The sequence below is a fragment of the Stappia sp. P2PMeth1 genome (genome assembly GCF_900185735.1).
GTDB lineage: Bacteria > Pseudomonadota > Alphaproteobacteria > Rhizobiales > Stappiaceae > Stappia.
In genome coordinates, this window is sequence record NZ_FYAW01000050.1 from 35,167 (window position 1) to 57,108 (window position 21,942).

Consider the following 21,942-nt stretch of genomic DNA (forward strand, 5'->3'; position numbering starts at 1 on the left):
TGCATTTTTAGAGGCCGGCCGCGCTCAGCCCTGGGCTTCGGCCCGGCGCATGTCCTGCTGGCGCTGCATCTCCCGCCGCTTGGTGATCAGCGAGGTGAAGATCACCACCACCGTCACCACGCCGACCAGGATCGTGCAGACCGCGTTGATCTCCGGCGTCACCCCGAGACGCACCTGCGAATAGATCTTCATCGGCAGGGTGGTGGCCTCCGGACCCGTGGTGAAGCTGGCGATGACGAGGTCGTCCAGCGACAGGGTGAAGGCCAGCATCCAGCCGGCGACAACGCCCGGCAGGATGATCGGCAGGGTGATCGAGAAGAAGGTGCGCACCGGCGGGCAGCCGAGATCCTGCGCGGCTTCCTCGAGCGAGGTGTCGAAGCCGGCGAGCCGCGACTGCACGACGACGGCGACGTAGCACATCGCGAAAGTGGTATGGGCGATGATGATCGTCCAGAAGCCGCGAGCCTGGTCGATGGCGACGAAGAGCAGCAGCAAGGAGAGGCCCAGGATCACCTCCGGCATCACCAGCGGCGCATAGACCATGCCGGAGAACAGGCTCCTGCCGGCGAAGCGTCCCGAGCGCACCAGCACCAGCGCGGCGAGGGTCCCCAGCACGGTCGCGATGCTCGCCGAGGCGAAGGCGACCCGCACGGTCACCCAGGCGGCGTCGAGGAGCTGCTGGTTGTTGAACAGCGACACATACCACTGCGTCGAGAATCCGCCCCAGACGGTGACCAGCCGCGAGGCGTTGAAGGAGTAGATCACCAGCAGCACGATCGGCAGGTACAGGAACGAGAATCCCAGCACCAGCGATGTGATGTTGAACCAGCTCGGTCCCTGTCTCATCGTGCTCCCCCGCGCTTTCCGGCCCCGTCCGGTCCTGTCGGTCGGGCGCTCACAGGCCCTTCTCCGCGGCTTTCTGCTGCTGGTTCTGGAAGAGCACGATCGGCACCACCAGGATCAGCAGCAGAATGACGGCAACGGCCGAGGAGACCGGCCAGTCGCGATTGGTGAAGAACTCCGTCCACAGGGTCTTGCCGATCATCAGGGTCTCCGATCCGCCGAGCAGGTCGGGGATGACGAACTCGCCGACAGCCGGAATGAAGACCAGGAAGCAGCCGGCGATGACGCCGGGGATCGCCAGCGGCACGGTGATCGTCCAGAAGCTGCGCCAGGGCGGGCAGCCGAGGTCGGCCGCCGCCTCCAGCAGGCTGGCATCCATCTTCTCCAGGTTGGCATAGAGCGGCAGCACCAGGAAGGGCAGGTACGAGTAGACGATGCCGATATAGACGGCGATGTTGGTGTTGAGGATCGTCATCGGCTGGTCGATCAGCCCGAGCCACATGAGAAACTGGTTGAGCAGGCCCTCGTTCTTCAGGATGCCGATCCAGGCATAGACGCGGATCAGGAAGCTGGTCCAGAACGGCAGGATGACGAGCATCAGCAAGGTGGTGCGCCACTCGGTCGGCGCGCGGGCCATGCCATAGGCGATCGGAAAGCCGACCACCAGGGTGATCAGGGTCGACACCGCGGCGATCGACACGCTCGACAGATAGGACTTCCAGTAGAGGGAGTCGCGGGTCAGCCAGACATAGTTCTCGAAGGACAGGTCCCCGAGCATCTTCACCAACCCGCTCCAGCCGGTGGCCGGGTCGAAGGTCGGCGTATAGGGCGGTATCGCCACGGCGATCTCCGACAGGGAGATCTTGAAGACGATGAAGAAGGGCGCGAGGAAGAAGAACAGCAGCCAGGAATAGGGCAGGGCGATCAGCAGCCATCCGCCGATGCTGCGCCTGGGTTTCGCGCTTACCTGATCTGGCATCGCCTTGCCTCCCCGTTGGTCGCGGACATGCGGCCCGCCTCGCTCGTTACCTGGTCAGGATGACGCCCGCATCCCGGTCCCAGGACAGCCACACCTTGTCGTCCCAGCCGACCGGCCGCTCGACCACGCGCGAGCGGTTGGCGACGGTCGCGCGCACGGTCTGCTCGTTGGCGATATGGGTGTGATAGATCGACACGTCGCCGAGATAGGCGATGTCCCAGACTTCGCCCGTCACCGCGTTGACGCGGCTTTCCGGCTCGTCGAAGGAGATGCGCACCTTTTCCGGGCGGATCGCGAACCACACCGTGTCGCCGACCGCCGCGTCCACCGCCTGGGCGGTGTCGATCTCGCAGCCGAACTCGACCGACTGCAGCCGGCAGGTGTCGCCGTTCCTGGCGGTCACCTTGCATTCCATCAGGTTGATGTCGCCGATGAAATCCGCGACGAACCGCGAGTTTGGAACCTCGTAGATCTCGGCCGGCGAGGCGATCTGGATGATCCGCCCCCGGTCCATCACCGCGATACGGTCGGCCATGGTCATCGCCTCTTCCTGGTCGTGGGTGACGATCAGGAAGGTCATGCCGAGTTCGTATTGCAGGTCGGTCAGCTCGAACTGGGTTTCCTCGCGCAGCTTGCGGTCGAGCGCGCCGAGCGGCTCGTCGAGCAGCAGCACCTTCGGCTTCTTGGCGAGCGAACGGGCAAGCGCGACGCGCTGCCTTTGGCCGCCGGAAAGCTGATGCGGCTTGCGCTTGGCGAAGTCCTGCAGCTTCACCAGCTTCAGCATTTCCGCCACACGCTCGGCGATCTCGTCCTTCGGCATGCCTTCCTGCTTGAGGCCGAAGGCGATGTTCGCCTCCACGCTCATATGCGGAAACAGCGCGTAGGACTGGAACATCATGTTGACCGGGCGCTTGTAGGGCGGAACGCCGGCCAGGTTCTGCCCGTCGAGATAGATCTCGCCCGCGTTCGGCGTCTCGAAACCGGCGAGCATGCGCATCATCGTCGTCTTGCCGCAGCCGGAGCCGCCAAGCAGGGCGAAGAACTCGCGCTCGTAGATTTTCAGGGACAGGTCGTCGACGGCGGTGAAATCGCCGAACTTCTTGGTAACGTTGCGAAACTCGATATATGGCCGGGCTTGTGGGTCATCCCAGGGTGCAAAGTCGCGGCGCACCGGTCCGATTGGTTTCTTTGCCAAGGCAGCCCCCTCATCGACGCGGGAAAGGGCCCGGCCGCCGCCAGCGGCGGCCGGGGGGCGAACCGGGTTACCGGCCGGTCTTGACCTTGGTCCACTCGCGCGTCATGGCGCGCAGCGCCGCCGGCGGCTTGGTCGTGGTGGTGAAGAGCTTGGCCACCGTCTCCTCGCTGGGATAGATCGCCGTGTCGTCGAGGATTTCCTGATCGACGAATTCCTTGCTGGCGATGTTGCCGTTTGCATAGAAGACGTAATTGGTCGCCTTGGCGATCACCTCCGGCCGCATGATGTAGTCGATGAAGGCATGCGCTTCCTCCACATGCGGGGCGTCGGCCGGGATCGCCATGTTGTCGAACCACATCATCGCCCCCTCCTTGGGGATCGAATATTCGACGGTGACGTCCTTGCCGGCTTCCGCGGCGCGGTCGCGCGCCTGCAGCACGTCGCCCGACCAGCCGACCGCCATGCAGATGTCGCCATTGGCGAGCGCGTTGATATATTCCGAGGAGTGGAATTTCTGGATATAGGGGCGGATCGACATCAGCAATTCGCCCGCCTTGGCGAAGTCGTCCGGATTGCTGCTGTCCGGCTCGAGACCCAGATAGTTCAGCGCCGCCGGGAAAAGCTCCTCGGCCGTGTCGAGCAGATGCACGCCGCAATCGGCGAATTTCGAGATGATCTCCGGCTTGAACACCATGTCCCAACTGTCGACCGGAGCGTCGGGCATGCGCTCCTTGATCTTCTCGACATTGTAGCCAATGCCGGTGGTGCCCCACATGTAGTTGACGGCATACTCGTTGCCCGGATCGTATTTCTCGATGCGGGCCGCGATGTCCGGCCACACGTTGGACAGGTTCGGCAGCTTCGACTTGTCGAGCTTCTGGAACACGCCGGCCTGGATCTGGCGACCGAGGAACGTGCCCGTCGGCACCACGACGTCATAGCCGGTGCCGCCGGCCAGCAGCTTGGTCTCCAGCATCTCGTTGCTGTCGAACACGTCATAGACGACGCGGATCCCGGTCTCCTTGGTGAAGTCCGCCAGGATCGATTCGTCGATATAGTCCGACCAGTTATAGACGCGGACCTGCCGCTCCTGGGCGGACAGCGTGCTCGCGGCGAGCACGCCTAGCATCGCGACGCTGGTGAAAAGCAGCTTGTTCATCAGTCCCTCCGTCTGCCCTGGCCGGTGCGGCTTGCGATCCGGCGCCCTGTCGTTCCGGTTGCGGATGCTCTCCGCTCCGGGGTGTGTTGTTGTCCGGCCGGTGACCGGCCGCATCTGTTCCAGCCTAGAAGCGATGGCCTCCGGCCTCAAGTGACCTCGACCGGCAATCGCAACGATCTGCTTCTGCCGACAGGCATTTCCCCAAGCCTGGCGCGATCGCCGCTCACAGATAGGTCTGCCGTTCCAGCGACGAAATTTCGCGTCCGAATGCGAAGAGTTCGTGACGCTTGATGTCGACCAGCACCTTGTGCATTTCCGCGCCGACCGCCTCCTTCATCCGCTGCGAGGCGGCGAAGGCGTCGATCGCCTCGTCCATCCACGGCGTCAGGCGCGGGGCGGTCTTCTCATAGGCGTTGCCGTCGACGGCCGGCGGCGGCGGCAATTCGCCGAGCACGCCCTGCATCATCCCTGCCAGCACGCCGGTCAGCACCAGATAGGGATTGGCGTCGGCGCCGGCGATGCGGTGCTCGATGCGCGCCGAGGCCGGCGTTCCGGCCGGCACGCGCAAGGCGACCGAGCGGTTGTCGTAGCCCCAGCAGATCGAGGTCGGCGCATAGGAGCCAGGCTGCATGCGGCGGAAGCCGTTGAAGGTGGAGACGAACAGCAGATGCGCCTCCGGCATCGTGTCGAGCAGTCCGCGGATCGCGTAGCCGAGCCGCGTCTCGCCGGTTTCGGGGTCGGCGAAGATATTGCCGGTGCCGTCCTCCATCGAGACATGCACATGCATGCCGTTGCCCGGCCATTCGACGAAGGGCTTGGCCATGAACGAGGCCTTGAGATTGTGCTTGCGGGCGACACCCGCGACCAGCCGGCGCAGCAGCACCGCATCGTCGGCGGCGCGCAGGGGATCGCGCTGGTAGTGCAGGTTGAGCTCGAACTGCCCGGGCGCGGCCTCGGAGACGGCGGCATCGGCGGGAATGTCCTGCGCGTCGGCCGAGCGGCGGATCTCGTCGACCAGCGGCATCAACGCCTCCAGGTCCGAGAGCGCATACATGTTCTGCCGTGCCGGGCCGAGATGGGTGGAGAAGACCGGCGTCGGCGGGCTGCTCCAGTCGCCGTCGTCCTTGTCCTCGAACAGGTAGAATTCCAGCTCGAAGGCGGCCGTCGCCGTCAGTCCGTGCTCGCCCAGCCGGTCGGCCTTGCGCGCCAGCACGTGGCGCGGGTCGCACATGAAGGCGCTGCCGTCCCGGTCATGCATCGACAGCAGCACTTGCGCGGTCGGGCGCTCGGCCCAGGGCACGGCGCGCAGCGAGCCGGGCACCGGCCAGCACACGCCGTCCTTGTCGCCGGTCTCGATATGCATGCCGGTTTCCTCGACCTCGCGGCCCCAGACATCGAGGCCGAACAGCGAGAAGGGCAGGGCGACGCCGTTTTCGAACACCTTGCGCAATGCGCTGCCGGGCAGCCACTTGCCGCGCAGGACCCCGTTGCTGTCGGGCAGGATCACCTCCAGCGTGTCGAGATCGGGATAGTCCGCCTCGAACCGCGCCACTTCCTCCTGCCAGTCGACGCCGCCGGCCGGGCGCTGCCAGGCCGTGCGATGGGTCTGCAACATAGGTCCTCCAGGGCGCGAACCCGTCGTTCGCGCGAATTGCCGTTAACGCAAAAATGTGATCACGTAGCGGCAAGGCTGTCAAGCAAGCCGGACAAGGGGAGGCAAGGACATGGCTGACCGGAGCCGCCCGCGACAGGCGGGGGACGCGCAGGCGCCGTCCGCCGCCGTCCGCCATTCGCTGCGCGACCGGGTGGAGGCGAGCGTGCGCGAGGCGCTGCTGACCGGCCGCTTCGTGCCCGGCCGCGCCGTCACGCTGCGCGGTCTTGCGGAGGAGCTCAAGGTCAGCCCGATGCCGGTGCGCGAGGCGGTGCGGGCGCTGTCGGCGGGGCATGCGCTGGAAATCCGCGCCAACGGCCGGATCCAGGTACCGACCATGACGCCGTCGCGCCTGGCCGAACTCGTCCGGGCGCGCGTGCTGCTGGAGCCGGAACTGGCGGAGGCCGCGGCGGCGCATCTCGGCCCGCGCGAGGCTGCCGCGCTCGCGGCGATCGACGACCGGATCGATGCCAGCCTCGATGGCGGGGATGCCGAGACCTACATGCGTCTCAACCATTCCTTTCACTTCACCATCTATCGTGCGGCCGGATCCGAGGTGCTGCTGCCGCTCGTCGAAAGTCTCTGGTTGCAGTTCGCCCCGTTCATGCGCACCGTCTACGGGCGGGTGGGAACCTCCGCCCTGATCGATCACCACAAGGAGGCGATCGAGGCGGTGCGGGCCCGCGATGCCGCGGCCCTGCGCAAGGCGGTGGCGGCGGACATCCGCTGCGGCATGGACCTGCTCGACATCGGCCTTCCCGATGCGGTGCCGTCCGGCCCTGGATGATTGTCGGTGATTGACTTGATGAAAATGTGATCACAAAATGTGGGCCGTGTGCAGGGAAGGCGGATCGTGACCGGCCGTCCCGCGCGCCCCGCGCCCGAAAGGCGAGACCCGTGAGCAAGAAGAAGAAATCCGCACCCAAGATCGTCAGCCGCCGCGGCGTCGCCTCCTTCGAGGAGGCGCAACTGTGGCTGGCCGAGCGCGGAATCGAGGACATCGAGTGCATCGTCCCGGATCTTGCCGGCGTGGCGCGCGGCAAGATGATGCCGGCGGAGAAGTTCTTCTCCGGCCCGGTGATGACCATGCCCGCCTCGATCTTCGCCCAGACCATCTCCGGTGACTATCCGCCGGACGACGACCGCTTCCAGCACAATTCGACCGACAGCGACCTGTTCTTCCGGGCCGACTACTCGACCTTGACGACGGTGCCCTGGGAGAGCGACCCGACCGCGCAGCTCATCCACGACGCCTATACCCGCGAGGGCATTCCGGTGGAGACGGCGCCGCGCAATGTCCTGAAGCGCGTGCTGCAGCTTTACGAGGACGAGGGCTGGGCGCCGCTGGTCGCCCCGGAAATGGAGTTCTACCTGGTCCGCCCGAACACCGACCCGGACTATCCGCTGGAGCCGCCGACCGGGCGTTCCGGCCGGCCGGAGGTGGGCCGCCAGTCCTATTCGATCTCCGCGCTCAACGAGTTCGACGACCTGATCGACGACATCTATGACCTGTCGGAGGCGCAGGGCCTGGCGATCGACACCCTGATCCACGAGGAAGGCGCCGCGCAGATGGAGATCAACCTCCGGCACGGCCATCCGCTGGAGCTCGCCGACCAGGTGTTCCTGTTCAAGCGGACCATCCGCGAGGCGGCGCTGCGCCACGACATGTACGCCACCTTCATGGCCAAGCCGATGTCCAACCAACCCGGCTCGTCCATGCATATCCACCAGTCGGTGATGGATGTGGAGACCGGCACCAACATCTTCTCGCGCGACGACGGCGAGCCGAGCGGCGCGTTCCTGTCCTTCATCGCCGGCCACCAGGCCTATCTGCCGGCGGTCACCTGCATCCTGGCGCCTTACGTGAACTCCTATCGCCGCTTCACCCGCGGCACCACCGCGCCTGTCAACGTGCATTGGGGCTACGACAACCGGACGGTCGGCCTGCGCGTGCCGAATTCCAAGCCGGCGGCCCGCCGGCTGGAGAACCGCGTGCCCTCGTCGGACGCCAATCCGTATCTCGCCATCGCCGCCTCGCTCGCCTGCGGCTATCTCGGCATCAAGCAGCGCCTGACGCCGGACGAGCCGCGCAGCGTCAACTCCAGCGAGGACATGCATGCCCTGCCGCGCGGACTGCTGGAGGCCGTTGCCCTGTTCGACGAATGCGAGGAGCTGATCGACGTCTTCGGCGAGAAGTTCGTCGCCACCTACCGCGCCATCAAGCAGGAAGAGTTCGAGACCTTCATGAAGGTCATCAGCCCCTGGGAGCGGGAATACCTGCTGCTCAACGTCTGACCCGCGTCAGGCGCGGCTCAGGCGGGGCGAAGAGATCGACAACCAGAAAAGACCGGGAGACGCCACCATGGCCGGTGCCTCGAACCTTTACCCGACCGCCGACCTGCGCGCCCGCGACGCCGCGCACCATTTCCACCCCTTCACCGACACCGGGGCGCTGAACCGCGAGGGCGTGCGCGTCATCACCTCGGCCGACGGCGTGTGGCTGACCGACAGCGACGGCAACCGCTATCTCGACGGCATGGCCGGCCTGTGGTGCAGCCAGGTCGGCCATGGCCGCGGCGAGATCGTCGACGCGGTCGAGAAGCAGATGCGCGAGCTCGACTATTACAACACCTTCTTCAAGACCAGCCATCCGCCGGTCATCGCCCTGTCGGAGCGGCTGGCGCAGCTCAGCCCACCGCAGTTCAACCGGGTCTTCTTCACCTCCTCCGGCTCGGAGGCGAACGACACGGTGTTCCGCATGGTCCGCACCTATTGGGACCTGATGGGCAAGCCGGAGAAGAAGACGATCATCGGCCGCTGGAACGGCTATCACGGCTCGACGCTCGCCGGCACCAGCCTCGGCGGCATGGCGGGAATGCATGCGCAGGGCGACCTGCCGGTGCCCGGCGTCCACCACATCGCCCAGCCCTACTGGTTCGGCGAGGGCGGCGAGATGTCGCCGGACGAGTTCGGCATCTGGGCGGCGCGCGAGCTGGAGCGCGCCATCGAGGCGATTGGCGAGGACAAGGTCGCCGCCTTCATCGCCGAGCCGATCCAGGGCGCCGGCGGCGTCGTCATTCCGCCGGGCACCTATTGGCCGGAAGTCTCCCGCATCTGCCGGGAGCGCGAGATCCTGCTGGTCGTCGACGAGGTGATCTGCGGCTTCGGACGCCTCGGCACCTGGTTCGGCTCGCAGCATTACGGCATCGAGCCGGACCTGATGCCGATCGCCAAGGGCCTGTCCTCCGGCTACCTGCCGATCGGCGGCGTGATGATCGCCGACCGGGTCGCCGACGCCTTCATCGAAAAGGGCGGCGAGTTCTTCCACGGCTACACCTATTCCGGCCATCCGGCCTGCTGCGCGGCGGCGCTCGCCAATCTCGACATCATGCAGCGCGAGCGGCTGGTCGAGCGGGTGGCGGACGACATCGGCCCCTATCTGCAGCAGCGCTGGAAGGCTCTTGGCGATCATCCGCTGGTTGGCGAGGCGCGCATGGTCGGGCTCGTCGGCGCGCTGGAGCTGGTGCCGGCCAAGGGCGATCGCTCGCGCAAGTTTGCGCCGACCGGCGAGGTCGGCACGCTCTGCCGCGACATCTCCTTCGGCAACGGCCTCGTCATGCGCGCGGTGCGCGACAGCATGATCATCTCGCCGCCGCTGGTGCTGACCCATGAGGAGGCCGACGAACTCGTCGCGCGTGCCGCCCGCACGCTCGACGACACCTATGCGGCGCTGAAGAAGGACGGCCGCCTGGCCGCCTGAAACCAGCCTGAAACGAGTGGGAAACGAGCCCGACACCAGCCCAAGGGAGGGGATGTGACCGAAATCGCCAGCGCCCATGCCCCGTCCTACTATGCGGCGAGCGTCGAGGACCGTCCCGTGCGGCCGGCGCTGGCGGGCGCGGCGCGGGCGGATGTCGCTATTGTCGGCGGCGGCTTCACCGGGCTCAACGCGGCGATCACCCTGGCCGAGGCGGGCCGCTCCGTCGTCCTGATCGAGCAGAACCGCATCGGCTGGGGCGCCAGCGGGCGCAATGGCGGACAGCTCCACAGCGGCCAGCGGCGCGACCAGGATTACCTGGAACGGCAGTATGGCCGCGACACCGCCCGCCGGCTGTGGAGCTTCGCCGAGGAGGCGAAGGCCCTGCTGCACGAGCGGGTGCGGCGCTTCGGCATCGACTGCGACTGGACGCAAGGCCTGATCCACGCCGCCCACAAGGAGCGGTTCGCCGCCGAGGATTGGGCCTATGCCGAGAAGCTCGCCCGCGACTATGGCTATGACGCGGTCACTCCGCTCGACCGCCAGCAGCTCGCCGCCGCCATCGGCACGGATCGTTATTTCGGCGGCAGCCGGGACGGCGGGGCGGGGCACCTGCATCCGCTGAAGCTGGCGCAGGGGCTGGCCGATGCGGCTGAGGCGGCCGGGGCGACCCTGCACGAGGCGACCCATGCCCTCGCCCTGCGGCATGTCGACGGGCGCGTGCGGGTCGAGACCGGCCAGGGCGAGATCGACGCGGGCGCCGTGCTGCTGGCCGGCAACGGCTATCTCGCCGGGCTCGATCCCGACAGCGAGGCCCGCGTCATGCCGATCAACAATTACATCCTGACCACCGAACCGCTGTCGCGCGAGGCGGCGGATCATCTCATTCCCGGCCGCGAGGCCGTCTCCGACAGCCGCTTCGTCGTCTATTACTGGCGCCTGACCCAGGACCTGCGTCTGCTGTTCGGCGGCGGCGAGTCCTATCGGCGCGGCTTTCCGCCGAACCTGCGCAGCTTCGTGCGCGCGCATCTGAACAATGTCTATCCGCAGCTTGCGACAGCCCCCGTCTCCCATGTCTGGGGCGGCACGCTCGGCGTCACGGCCTCGCGCATGCCCTGCCTGCGGCGCACCGCGCCGGGGGTCTATGTGGCGGCGGGGTTCTCGGGCCACGGCGTCGCGATGGCCGGCTTCTGCGGCCATGCGGCCGCCTGCGCCATGCTGGGCGATGCGGACCGTTTCGATGTGTTCGAGAAGCTCGCACCGCCGAAATTCCCCGGCGGGCGGGCCTTCCGCTGGCCGATCCTGGTGCTGGCGATGAGCTGGTTCGCCCTGCGCGACCGGCTCTGGTAGCCGCGGCCGCCGGCCGGTTCAACGGCGGCGGGTGCTGGCCTTGTCGCGGAAGCTGACGGCGGAGGTGCGCGCCAGCAGGATCGACGGCACCAGCCCCACCAGTACGATCAGCAGCGCCGGCAGGGCGCCTTCGCCGAAGGCCTCGCGCGAGGCGGCGTTGTAGACCGTCGTCGCCAGCGTCTCGAAATTGAACGGGCGCAGCAGGATCGTCGCGGGGAGTTCCTTCATGCAGTCGACGAAGGCGAGCAGCAGCGCCGTCAGCAGCACCGGCCGCAGGATCGGCAGATGCACCTCGAACAGGATGCGCCCGGAACTGCGCCCCAGCGTGCGCGCCGCCATATCGAGATGCGGCGTCACCTTGCCGAAGCCGCTTTCGATCTGGCCATAGGAGACGGCGAGGAAGCGGATCATATAGGCATAGACCAAAGCGGTGCCGGAGCCGATCAGCAGCAACCCCGTCGAGATGCCGAAGGTGGAGCGGGCGACGCCGTCGACGAAATTGTCGAAATTGGCGACGGGAATGAGGATCCCCACCGCCAGGACCGTGCCGGGGATCGCATAGCCGATTGAGGCGATCCGGCCGGAGAGCTGCGTCAGGCGGCTGGCCTGGACCCGGTGCGCGTAAGTGAGCACCACGCCGATCACCACGGTCAGCAGCGCCGCCGAGACGGACAGGGTCAGCGTGTTCTTGATCGCTGAGATCAGCCGGGGATCGGACAGGGCGTCGAGGCGCCGGCTGGCATAGTCGGTCAGCAGCGCGGCCGGGAAGACGAAGCCGATCAGGATCGGCAGGGCGCAGGCGGCGGTCGCCAGCCACGCCCGCCCGCCGGTCAGCCGGTAGCTCGGCAGGGTCCGGTAATGGGTTGAGGGCGTGTGGAAATTCTGCCCCTTGCGGGCGCGCCGTTCCATCCACAGCAGGGCGAAGACCAGCGCCAGCATGGCACAGGCGATCTGCGCCGCCCCGGCCAGGCTCGAGCGATGCACCCAGGTGTCGTAGACCGAGAAGCTGAGCGTGTGGACGCCGAAGAAGGTGACCGCGCCGATGTCGTTGAGGCACTCCATCAGGGCGAGCGAGATGCCGACGACGATCGCCGGACGGGCGAGCGGCAGCGCCACGCGGAAGAACAGGCGCATGGGACCTGCGCCGAGCGTGCGCGAGACGTCGAGCGTCGAGGCCGATTGCAGCAGCAGGGCGGCGCGGGTCGTCAGGTAGACATATGGATAGAGCACGAAGCCCATCACGAAGATCGCCCCGCCCAGCGAGCGGATTTCCGGAAACCAGTATTCGCGCGAGGTGCGGAAGCCGAAGAGATCGCGGACGAGGCTCTGCACCGGCCCGGTGAAGGTGAGGATCTCCACATAGGTATAGGCGATGATGTAGGTCGGTACCGCCAGCGGCAGCAAGAGCGCCCAGTCGAACAGGCGCCGGCCTGGGAAGCGGCACATGGTGACGAGCCAGGCCGTGCCGGTGCCGATCACGAAGGTGATCAGGCCGACGCCCAGCAGCAGCAGGAAGGTGGTGCGGAGCGACCGGGGCAGGACGGTCGTCATCAGATGGTTCCAGACATCGCCTGTCGGTTGCGCCGCCAGCACCACCAGCGCGCCGACCGGCAGCAGCGTCAGGGCGGCGACCAGGAGGCCGGCGACGAGCCAGGCCCTGTCGGCAAGACTGCGCGAGGCGCGCGGCGCGACCGGGGTGGCGGCAAGATCGTCGAGGCGGGCGGTCTGGTTCATGGGCGCGTGCGGCGATGCGGATCTTCTGGAAACGGAGAACGGCGCCCGGTCACCAGGACCGGACGCCGTGCGGTTTTACACCTGTTTGCGAGGACGGGCCTCAGCTCTGCGGGCCGTCGTTGAAGCCGACCTTGTCGACCAACTCGCTGGCGGCCTTGCGGTTCTTGGCGATGTCGTCGAGCGACAGGGTGTCGGCCGTGAACTCGCCCCAGGAGGCGACCATCTCGGAGAGCGCGACACCCGCCTTCACCGGATACTCGTTATTGGCCTCGGCATAGATCCGCTGGGCCTCGTCCGAGGACAGGAACTCGATGAGCTTGACGGCAGCTTCCGGGTTCGGCGCGTTCTTGGCCATCACCACACCGGAGATGTTGACGTGGGTGCCACGGTCGTCGCTGTTCGGGAACAGGATCTTGGCGGAGTTGGCCCAGTCCTTCTGCTCCGGCTCCTTCTCGTTCGTCAGCATCGCACCCATGTAATAGGTGTTGCCGAGCGAGAGGTCGCACTCGCCAGCGAAGATCGACTGGACCTGGCTGCGGTCGTTGCCGGTGGGCTTGGTGGCGAGGTTGTCGCGCAGGCCGGTGAGCCAGGCCTCGGCTTCCTCGGCGCCCTTGTGGGCGATGATCGAGGCGAACAGGGCGACGTTGTAGACGTGCTGGCCGGAACGGGTGCAGATCTTGCCCTTCCACTTCGGGTCGGCCAGTTCCTCATAGGTGATGCTGTCCTGCTCCACGCGCTCCTTGGAGGCGTAGATGATGCGGGCGCGGGTGGTCAGGCCGATCCAGTGACCTTCCGGGTCGCGATACATGGCCGGAACATTCTCGTTGACGACCTCGGACGACACCGGCTGGGTGATGCCGAGTTCCTTGGCGCCGTCGAGACGGCCGATGTCCACGGTCAGCAGCACGTCGGCGGGCGAGTTCGCGCCTTCCGCCTGAATGCGCTCGGCCAGGCCGTCCGCCGCGAAGATCACGTTCGCCTTGATCCCGGTCTCCTTGGTGAAGGCCTCGAGCAGCGGCTCGATCAGGAACGGCTGGCGATAGGAATAGATGTTGACCTCACCCTCGGCGAAGGCCGGCGTTGCGATCGCGGCGGATGCGAGCAGCGCGGCGGACAGGACGCCGGTGCGCAGAAGGGGAACCTTGTGGAACATGAATCTCTCCCAGCGATCAGGGGACAAGGCCCTGATGTCGGTTGCGTTGGCCACGCGACCCTGCCGCAACGGCAGTTTCTTGCGAGGCGTCTGCATCATAAAAACAGGAGTTTGTGTGTCAAGAATAATCGCCTGAAAAATCAATAGTTTAGAATTGTTCTAAGTTAACATGAGCGTTTTTGGTAACTTTTCCCGAAAGCCGCGGCAGACCCGGTCACGGCGCCGGCGTGTGGCCGGCCAGGATCGTGGCCATCCAGTCGGTGTCGATGTTCTGCCCGCTCAAGACGATGCCGGCGGTCTTGCCGCGATTGCGGTCCTGCAGCAGCGCCGCCAGGGCGGCGGCACCGGCGCCTTCGGCCAGATTGTGCGTGGCGCGGTAGAGCTGCCGCACCGCATCGGCGATGGCCTCGTCGCTGACGCGCAGGATGTCGTCCACCCCGGCGCGGATCACTGCCAGCGCGGTCTCGTCCGGCCCGCGCACCGCCATGCCGTCGGCGAAGGTCGCGGCGCTCGCCGTCTCCACCCGCTGCCCGCTTTCGAGCGACCGCGCATAGGCATCGGCCTTGTCGGAGACGACGCCGACGATCTTCGTCCGCCGCCCGAGCAGGTCGCGGGCGGAAATCATGCCGCAGATGCCGGAACCGAGACCGATCGGCACATAGACGACGTCAAGATCGGCAACGGCCCGGAAGAACTCCATCGCATAGGTGGCGACGCCGCGCACCAGGTCGGAGTGGAAGCTCGGCACCATCACCAGCCCGCGCTCGTCCGCCAGCGCCATCGCGTGCTGCTTGGCCTCGTCGAAATCGCTGCCGGCCTCCACCAGTTCGGCGCCGAAGGCCCGCATCGCGGCGTTCTTCTCGCGGGAATTGCCGCGCGGCACGACGATGGTGCAGGCGAGCCCGTTGCGGGCCGCCGCAAAGGCGAGGCTCTGGCCGTGGTTGCCGCGGGTGGCGGAGATGATGCCGGTGCCGCTCGGATGGTGGCGGGCGATGCCGCTGGCCATCACCAGCCCGCCACGCACCTTGAAGGCGCCGGTCGGCGTGTGGTTCTCGTGCTTGACCCAGACCGGCCGGCCGACGGCCTCGGCCAGCAGCGGCCAGGCATATTGCGGGGTCGGTGCCATCGACCGGTAGACGGTCTCGGCGGCATCCTCGATGGCGGCAAGGGTCAGCATGGCGGATCCGGAAAATGATGGCGGACCCGCGCGGCAGGCCCGCCCGATGGCGAGGCCGGTACAGTGACGTTTGCGGCAGGGCGGGTCAATCCCCGCCCGCGCCTGCCGTACCTGTCCGTTATTCCGCCAGCACGCGCTGCGGCGGGAAGGTGACTTCCACCAGCGTGCCGTGATTGACCTCCGAATCGATCCGGAAGCTCGCCCGGTTCGCCTCTACCAGCGCCTTGGTCAGCGGCAGGCCGAGCCCGGTGCCGCCGCCATGGCGGGCGGTGTGGAGCTGGCGGAACGGCTCCATCGCCGCGGCCAGGTCCTGGTGGCTCATCCCCATCCCCGTGTCGCGCACCCGCAGGATCACCTCGCCGGTGTCCTCCAGCGCCGTCGAGACGATCACCTGGCCGCCCGGCTGGTTGAACTTGATGGCGTTCGACAGCAGGTTGAGCACGATTTGGCGCACCGAGCGGCCGTCGGCGACGATCTTCGGCACCGAGGTCGGCAGGCTGGCGCGGATGATCACCCGCTCCCGGTTGGCCTGCGGCTGCATCAGGGCGACGCATTCGCGGATGATGTCGTTGGCCGACACCGCCTCGAAGGTCAGGTCGAGCTTCCCCGCCTCGATCTTCGACAGGTCGAGCAGGTCGTTGATCAGGCTCATGATATGCGAGCCGGAATTGTGGATGTCGCGCAGGTAGCCCTTGTAGCGGTCGTTGCCGACCGGGCCGAAGCGCTCCTCCATCATCACTTCCGAAAAGCCGATGATGGCGTTGAGCGGCGTGCGGATCTCGTGGCTGATCTTGGCGAGGAAGTCCGACTTCTGCGAACTGGCGTTCTCCGCCTGCCGCTTGGCGTCGGTCAGTTCCTCCTCGGCGGTCTTCCACTGGGTGATGTCGCGCAGCACCGTGCAGAAGCGGGGCCCTTCCGAGCCGTGGCCGACCCGGCCGATGGTCATGAACAGCGGGATCAGCCCGCCCGAGCGCAATTGGCCGATCACCTCGCGCCCGTCGTTCAGCACGCTGGCGACGCCGTTGCGGGCGAGCCCGTCGAGATAGTCGTTGGCGTCGCGGTGGCTTTCGGGGGCGAGGAATTCGGTCAGCAGCGCGCCGACCATGTCCTCGCGGGCGGCATCGAACAGTGCCTCCGCCGAGCGGTTGACCTTCACGATGCGGCCGGTCTCGTCGAGGATCAGCACCCCGTCCGTCGCCGTTTCCAGCACCGCGTCCATCTCGGCCAGATGTTCCTCCGCCAGCGCCAGCGACGACTGCGCCTCGTGCAGGCGGTCGAGCGCGGCCTCCTGCGCCGGGTCGTGCCGGTCGAGCAGCGACATCATCAGCGCCGTGCCCTCCTTCCAGGGCACGGTGTGCAGCCGCGCCTTCACCGGCTTGGTGCCGCCGTCGGCGAGCCGGATGCGCATGGTCCGCTCGGTCATCGCGCCGGGCAGGGTGCTCGGCCAGTCCTCCGGCTCGGCGAACACCGCGTCGAGCCCGCCGACGGATTTCAGCGTCGCAAGGTCGGCGTAGCCGAGCAGGTCGAGCAGCGTCGCATTGGCATAGTCGACATCGTCCTCGGCGATGATCGCAACGCCCACCGGCAGCTTGTCGAGCAGGGTGGTGCGGGCGGCGCGCGGGGCCGGCGCCTGCAGGCGCGGCACGATGCCGAGGCTGGAGACGTTGGAGGGTTCCGGGGCGCTTGCCGCCGCGCTCGCGGGGCTCTCGGCCGCCTGCTCTTGCGGGGTGGCCTCTCCGCCGGCCTCTCCAGCGCCGTCCGGTGCCTCGGCCGTCTGATCCGGCGCGGGCAGTTCCTCGCGCGTGGCCTGTTCGGCGGCCGGTCCTGCAGCCTGTTCGGCGGACTTTTCGGTGGGCTGTGTCTCCTCGTCCAGCGCGCTGCGCGCGCCGAGCGCCTCGGCGATCTTGCGGAAGGCCTCGCGCTCGGGCTTCGACAGGCGCGAGGTGTCGATATCGGCATCGCGCGCCGTCAGGCGGGCCTCCCGGTCGGGGAACAGGGTCGGCGCCGGCTCTTCCGGCGGCAGCAGGCCAGAGAGCGGGATGTCGGCGGGAGGCGTCTTGGCAAGGGTCGCCGGACCTGCCGTGTCCTCCTCGCCCGTGTCCTCCTCGGCCGTCTCGTCCTCGGCCGTGTCATCCTCGTCGGCAAACAGCCCGTCATCGTCGGCGAAGAGGCCGTCGGTGTCTTCTGCGGCCAGGGGCTCGTCGGCCAGGAACTCGCTGGGCAGGGTCTCGCTGGGCAGGGTCTCGGCGGGCGGGGCGATGATGTCGTCGATCTCCCGCGCGCCCGGCAGGTCGATCAGGTCGGCAAGATCCATCGCCTCGTCCGGGGCGACCGCCGTGGCGGGCGCCAGGTCCGCAGGCTCGTGCGAGGGCGTTTCCGCGAACTCTTCGGCCTTCTCTTCGGCCGCCTCGGTTCTGGCTTCTGTGCCGGCGTGAGTGACAGGCTCGTCGGCCGGCGCTTCCGGCAAGGGCTGGTCCGTGACCGTCTCGGCCTCCTCCTCCGCAGCGCTGTCGGCAGGGGACGGCCGCAGAGGTGTCCGCAAGGCGAGCCCGAGCCCGGTCGCCTCCGGATCCGCGAGCGCCTCGCCGATCCGGCACACGCCGAAGCCACGGAAGCCCTCGAACACCCGCTGGCGGTCGAAGGCCGGCAGCGCCGCCATGTCGACCGGCACGCGCAGGGCCGCACCGCTGACCGGCCAGTCGACCGTGCGTCCGCTCCAGGTGTCGCGCCGGCGCAGCGCCGCCGCCACCCGCCCGTCGGGATCGAGGCCGAAGCGCTCCGCCACCTCTTCCCAGGTCAGGCCCACCACGTCGGCGGCCTGCGGGCCGAGCGCTTCCGCGAACTCGGGCGAGATGAAGGTGAAGCGCCGGTCGATATCCATCTTCCAGGCGAAGCGCACGGGGCGCTCGCGCGCCTCGAAGGCAAAGCCCGCCGCACCCGCGACGGGCAGGTCCCCATTTTCGTTTTCGGTTGCGGTTTCGGTTTCGTCCTCTGCCTCTGCCTCTGCCTCTGCCTCAGTCTCCGATGCTTCCGCCTCGGGCACCTCTACCTCGGCCGCCGCTGCCTCGTCCGGCTCCGCCGGGCTGGCCGGCTCGCCAGTCTCCAGATCGTCGCCAGTCTTCAGGTCGTCGTCGGCCTCCGCCGCGTCTGTCGTCTCGGCGTGCTCCCGCGCCTCGGCAAGCGGCTGGTCCACCGTCTCAGGTTCAGGGCTCTCCGGCTCAGGGCTCTCCGGCTCGGTGATCTGCTGCTCGGCGCTCTCGGGGTCCGCGCCCTGTGGCGCGGCAGGCGCCTCCGCCACGTCCCGGTTCACCGGCTCGTCATGCGTCTCGTCCACCGGGACGGCCGTCTCGAGCGGCGGAACCAAGACCTCGGCAACAGCCTCGTCCTGTCGCGGCGCGCTGTCCTCGGCGTCTGGTGCTTCCGTATCAAGATCAGCGCCGGCGCTCGCAGCCACTGGCGCGGCCGCCGCCGGCGTTTCGGGCAGGAAGCGGGTGCCGCTGGCGAAGGCGAAGAGACCGCCCCGGCTCGCGCGCAGGACAAGCGGCGCGGCGGGCGCCGCCGGCAGTTCGAGGGCCTCAGCCTCGACCGGCGTTTCGGCCTCAGCCTCGCTCTCGCTCCAGCTCCAGCTCTCGCTTTCGGGGGCAATGCCGGTGCCGCCCGCCGCCGCCGTATCGGCGGTGGCCGGCGCCTCGGCCGCGTCCTCTGCCGGCGCGGGAAGGCTCTCGGCCTCGACCGCAGCGGCGGGGCTGTCGGCGAGCGGCCGGCCCTCGCTCGCGGCGACCATCAGGATCGCGCCGCTGTCCAGGGTCAGCGCGGCAGCCTCGTGCAGGTGGTCGCCGAAGACGAAGGCGCGGCGCAGCGGCGCGTGCTTGGCCTCGCGCAGGGCCGCGCGCACGGTGGCATCGTCGGGCGGCGAGGCCAGATCGCCGCTGCTTTGCAGGCGGCCGTCGCGCCGGTAGAGCAGGGCGACATGCCCCTCGCCCTGGAGGAAGTCGACAAGGGCGCCCTCGTCGCCGTCGCCCGCATTGGCCGGGGCATCGAGCGCGACGATCAGCGCGCCGCTGGAGCCGTCGGGCAGGTCGAGCCGGCGGCAGGCGCAGGTCAGCAGCATCACCCTGAGGCCGCGATAGAAGCGCAGCCGGTCGGTGGTGTCCCGGTCGGTCGGGCCGCTGATCGCCACCCGCGCGATATGCGGGCGGGCCGGCGCCCGGCCGAGGCCGGACAGTTCGGACAGTTCGGCAAGGCTGCGGACGCCGAAGAAGGCCGCGCCCGCCGGGTTCGCCCATAGCAGCGTCTTGCCGTCCTCGGCCCAGATCCAGGCCGGACGCGCATCCGTCAGATGGCTGCTGGCGGCCGCAAGACCGCTCAACGCCATGAAGGTGCTCAACTGGCTGTTCATGGGCATGCTCACTCCGCCATTTCAGCCTTGTCGGCGTCTTCGAGGCCGCCACCGGGCCACCGGTGGCAGTGGGTGTCGGCAACGGCCTGTTTCGTCAAGGCTTTGCCGCAGGCACCCGGGAAGACGCCGGGCGTGCGATGTCCGACGCGGTAAACAAACAGTAAATATCGTTTCGCATTCGAGTCGTCCACGCCAGGGGCCGTGAATGACCGGTTTCTCTTGCACTGTGGTTAATCGAGGTCTGGGGCGACGATGTGACGGCGGCCGGTTGGTTTCGCGCATGGGGCTCCCATCGGGCGGGTTTTCCGCTAAGGTCGGCGGAGGTTGCGGCGGCCAGGGCCTGACCGCCAGGGCCATCCCGCGGGTCATCTCGCCGGGTCATCTCGCAGGGGACATTCACTTGGGTCAAGGAGAGCCATCGTGACGAAAAGCGGCAAGACAGGTTTCGAAATTCCCGAACAGATGCGCGACTTCGCCGACCAGAGCGTCGATCAGGCCCGCAAGGCCTTCGACGAGTACATGTCGGCGACCCGCAAGGCGGTGGGCAGCGCCGAGCAGACCGCGCAGACGGTCAAGGCCGGGGCCGGCGACATGGGCCGTGCGGCGCTCGAATTCACCGAGGAGCATGTCTCTGCGGCCTTCGATCTCGCCCAGAAGATGGTCCGGGCCAAGGACCCGCAGGAGATGATGCAGTTGCAGAGCGAGTATCTGAAGAAGCAGATGGAAGCGCTCGGCGAGCAGGTGCGCGAACTCGGCGACAAGGCCGCGAAGACGGCGCAGGACGTGGCGCGCAAGGTCAAGGACTGAGCGGGAGCCGCCGCGGCCTGTTCCGGCCGGAACAGGCCTTTTCGGATCCGGGCATTGTGCGATGCAATATTAATGTTGCAATGCACAATGCCCTTTGCTATATAGAGACCTGTAGAGGGCGACCAGCGCATCCGGCGTTCAGGTCGCAGGCATTCCCGCAAGGCAGACCGCTCCAGGGCGATGTCTCTGCCAAAGGAGCATACCATGACCGAGACCGAGACCAAGACCGTTGCCGCCGCGCCGAAGACGACGCGCGCCAAGACCGCCAAGGCCGCTGATGCGACCGTGACCGCTTTCCCGACATTCGAGGCTTTCACCATGCCCAAGATGGAAATCCCCGCCGTGACCCGCGAGCTGGCCGAGAAGAGCATCGAGCAGGCCCGTGAGGCCTATGCCAAGCTCAAGACCGCTGCCGAGGACGCGACCGACCTCCTCGAGGACGGCTTCGAGACCACCCGCCGCAGCGTGCTGGACTTCAACCACAAGGCCGTCGACGCGGCTCGCGCCAACACCGACGCCACGTTCCAGTTCGTCAAGGACCTGTTCGAGGTGAAGACGCTGGCCGAGGCGATCGAGCTGCAGACCTCCTTCGCCCGCGCCCAGTTCGACGCTCTCGGCGCCCAGGCCAAGGACATGCAGGAGCTGACCACCAAGCTGGCCGGCGAGATGAACGAGACGTTCAAGGGTGCCGTCGAGAAGGCGTCCAAGGACTTCAAGGCGGCCTGATCCGCCTCCGGTCGACGACCGGACCGACATCGAGCCCGGGCCGCAAGGTCCGGGCTCTTTGCGTCGCGGCCAGGCATCGTCCGGCGCGGCGCCAGCTTGTGGACGAACGGGCCGAAAGGCGGTTTGCGCCTCTTGCAATCACCGCCGTTTCAAACTAGGTTCCGCCACCGAATTGACGTGCAGACGTAGCTCAGTTGGTTAGAGCGTCGGATTGTGGCTCCGAAGGTCGTTGGTTCAACTCCAACCGTCTGTACCATTCGCTCTCCCTGACAGTTTCTCCCCCCTGTCGTTTCCCCTCTCGTTTCCCCCTGTCGGTTCCTTCCATGTTCCGATGACCGTGTCCCGTTGGGCTCCGGCACCCGCTTGCCGTCTGCGACGCTTTGCCGGCGGCCTGTGATCCGGTTCGCCTTGCCTCGCGCCCGTGTCTTGGGGCAGGCTGGAGAGGGACCGCCGCACACAACAACAACGGGCGGGTGGGGGACATGACGCAGGACAACGGATCCGCCGGCGATGCCGGCGGCGCGACCGGCTACCGGACGCGTCGGCTGCTCGAAACCTATTATGACCTGACGCTGCAGATCGGCGAGCGCCTCGACGCGCGCGATATCTCCGATGTGCTGTTGCTCGTCCTCATCGCCATTGCCGACCTGCGCGGCGCGCCGATGGACGCCGAACTGCTTGCCGAAAAGCTCGGATCGTCGCGCTCGACCATCGAGCGACGTCTCAAGCCCTATCTGGACGATGGCCGCGTTCTCAAGGAACGGCGCGGAAAGTCAGTAGTTTACCTGGTGTCCCCGCCGGCTTGCGCCAACGGCGAGACGGCGACGGACATGAGCGTCGACATGGTGAAGGCGGTCATGGCGATGGTTTACGACATTGCCAACGATTGAGCCGGCGCAACCCCGATATCCTTAAAATTTGTGGAAAATCTGAAAAGAGACCCAAAATACTCAGGGGATTACGCAACGTCCGGGCGCCTTGCGGCTTGCATGGTCGGGAATCGCCCCGGGAA

16 protein-coding genes and 1 tRNA gene are annotated in these 21,942 nt (G+C 67.5%); 8 read left to right on the forward strand and 9 right to left on the reverse strand.

From position 1 onward, the window contains the following. Positions 1–24: 24 nt before the first annotated feature. The 5 genes from P2PM1_RS22880 to P2PM1_RS22900 form a co-directional block, all read right to left on the reverse strand. Positions 25–846 (reverse strand): ABC transporter permease, encoded by an 822-nt coding sequence (locus P2PM1_RS22880; protein WP_186387070.1) that lies wholly within the window; start codon positions 844–846, stop codon positions 25–27. Between the two features lie 49 nt (positions 847–895). After that, on the reverse strand, positions 896–1,822 hold the full coding sequence (locus tag P2PM1_RS22885; protein ID WP_186397014.1) for an ABC transporter permease subunit: 927 nt from the start codon (positions 1,820–1,822) through the stop codon (positions 896–898). A gap of 46 nt (positions 1,823–1,868) precedes the next feature. Beyond that, a complete protein-coding gene (locus P2PM1_RS22890) occupies positions 1,869–3,017 on the reverse strand; it encodes an ABC transporter ATP-binding protein (RefSeq protein WP_186397013.1) in 1,149 nt (382 codons plus the stop codon). Between the two features lie 67 nt (positions 3,018–3,084). Continuing rightward, positions 3,085–4,176, reverse strand: coding sequence for a polyamine ABC transporter substrate-binding protein (locus tag P2PM1_RS22895; protein WP_186400688.1), 1,092 nt, complete (start codon positions 4,174–4,176; stop codon positions 3,085–3,087). A gap of 223 nt (positions 4,177–4,399) precedes the next feature. Then, complete coding sequence (locus P2PM1_RS22900) at positions 4,400–5,791, reverse strand: glutamine synthetase family protein (RefSeq protein ID WP_186400689.1); 1,392 nt, start codon at positions 5,789–5,791, stop codon at positions 4,400–4,402. Between the two features lie 109 nt (positions 5,792–5,900). On the opposite strand from P2PM1_RS22900, the gene P2PM1_RS22905 reads away from it, so the two are divergent. From P2PM1_RS22905 to P2PM1_RS22920, 4 genes are all read left to right on the forward strand, one after another. Continuing rightward, a complete protein-coding gene (locus P2PM1_RS22905; RefSeq protein ID WP_186387065.1) occupies positions 5,901–6,614 on the forward strand; it encodes a GntR family transcriptional regulator in 714 nt (237 codons plus the stop codon). Between the two features lie 110 nt (positions 6,615–6,724). Next, the gene (locus P2PM1_RS22910; RefSeq protein ID WP_186387064.1) at positions 6,725–8,122 is read left to right on the forward strand and encodes a glutamine synthetase family protein; all 1,398 of its coding nucleotides are present in this window, start codon (positions 6,725–6,727) and stop codon (positions 8,120–8,122) included. 67 nt (positions 8,123–8,189) lie between these two features. Next, complete coding sequence (locus P2PM1_RS22915; RefSeq protein ID WP_186400690.1) at positions 8,190–9,587, forward strand: aspartate aminotransferase family protein; 1,398 nt, start codon at positions 8,190–8,192, stop codon at positions 9,585–9,587. Positions 9,588–9,641: 54 nt separating this feature from the next. After that, positions 9,642–10,934, forward strand: a complete 1,293-nt coding sequence (locus P2PM1_RS22920) for an FAD-binding oxidoreductase (protein WP_186400691.1) — start codon at positions 9,642–9,644, stop codon at positions 10,932–10,934. An 18-nt stretch (positions 10,935–10,952) separates the two neighbouring features. Here the strand turns inward: P2PM1_RS22920 and P2PM1_RS22925 are convergent, their stop codons facing one another. From P2PM1_RS22925 to P2PM1_RS22940, 4 genes are all read right to left on the reverse strand, one after another. Continuing rightward, complete coding sequence (locus tag P2PM1_RS22925; protein ID WP_186400692.1) at positions 10,953–12,668, reverse strand: iron ABC transporter permease; 1,716 nt, start codon at positions 12,666–12,668, stop codon at positions 10,953–10,955. Between the two features lie 100 nt (positions 12,669–12,768). Beyond that, entirely contained in the window at positions 12,769–13,821 is a 1,053-nt protein-coding gene (locus P2PM1_RS22930) for a Fe(3+) ABC transporter substrate-binding protein (RefSeq protein ID WP_186387060.1), read from the reverse strand. A gap of 214 nt (positions 13,822–14,035) precedes the next feature. After that, entirely contained in the window at positions 14,036–14,998 is a 963-nt protein-coding gene (locus P2PM1_RS22935) for a threonine dehydratase (protein ID WP_186400693.1), read from the reverse strand. A 118-nt stretch (positions 14,999–15,116) separates the two neighbouring features. After that, positions 15,117–19,403 carry an ATP-binding protein gene (locus P2PM1_RS22940; protein WP_208985393.1) on the reverse strand — a complete coding sequence of 1,429 codons (4,287 nt, stop codon included), beginning with the start codon at positions 19,401–19,403 and terminating at the stop codon, positions 15,117–15,119. Positions 19,404–19,817: 414 nt separating this feature from the next. Here P2PM1_RS22940 and P2PM1_RS22945 point away from each other — a divergent pair, with 414 nt between their 5' ends. The 4 genes from P2PM1_RS22945 to P2PM1_RS22960 all read left to right on the forward strand — a co-directional run bounded on the left by P2PM1_RS22945 (position 19,818) and on the right by P2PM1_RS22960 (position 21,820). Next, positions 19,818–20,204: a phasin gene (locus P2PM1_RS22945; RefSeq protein WP_244293004.1), complete on the forward strand. Its 387-nt coding sequence runs from the start codon at positions 19,818–19,820 to the stop codon at positions 20,202–20,204. A 204-nt stretch (positions 20,205–20,408) separates the two neighbouring features. Beyond that, positions 20,409–20,930, forward strand: coding sequence for a phasin (locus P2PM1_RS22950; protein WP_186387058.1), 522 nt, complete (start codon positions 20,409–20,411; stop codon positions 20,928–20,930). A 179-nt stretch (positions 20,931–21,109) separates the two neighbouring features. Continuing rightward, a tRNA-His gene (locus tag P2PM1_RS22955) sits at positions 21,110–21,186 on the forward strand. Positions 21,187–21,412: 226 nt separating this feature from the next. Continuing rightward, entirely contained in the window at positions 21,413–21,820 is a 408-nt protein-coding gene (locus tag P2PM1_RS22960; protein ID WP_186387057.1) for a hypothetical protein, read from the forward strand. Positions 21,821–21,942: the final 122 nt, after the last annotated feature.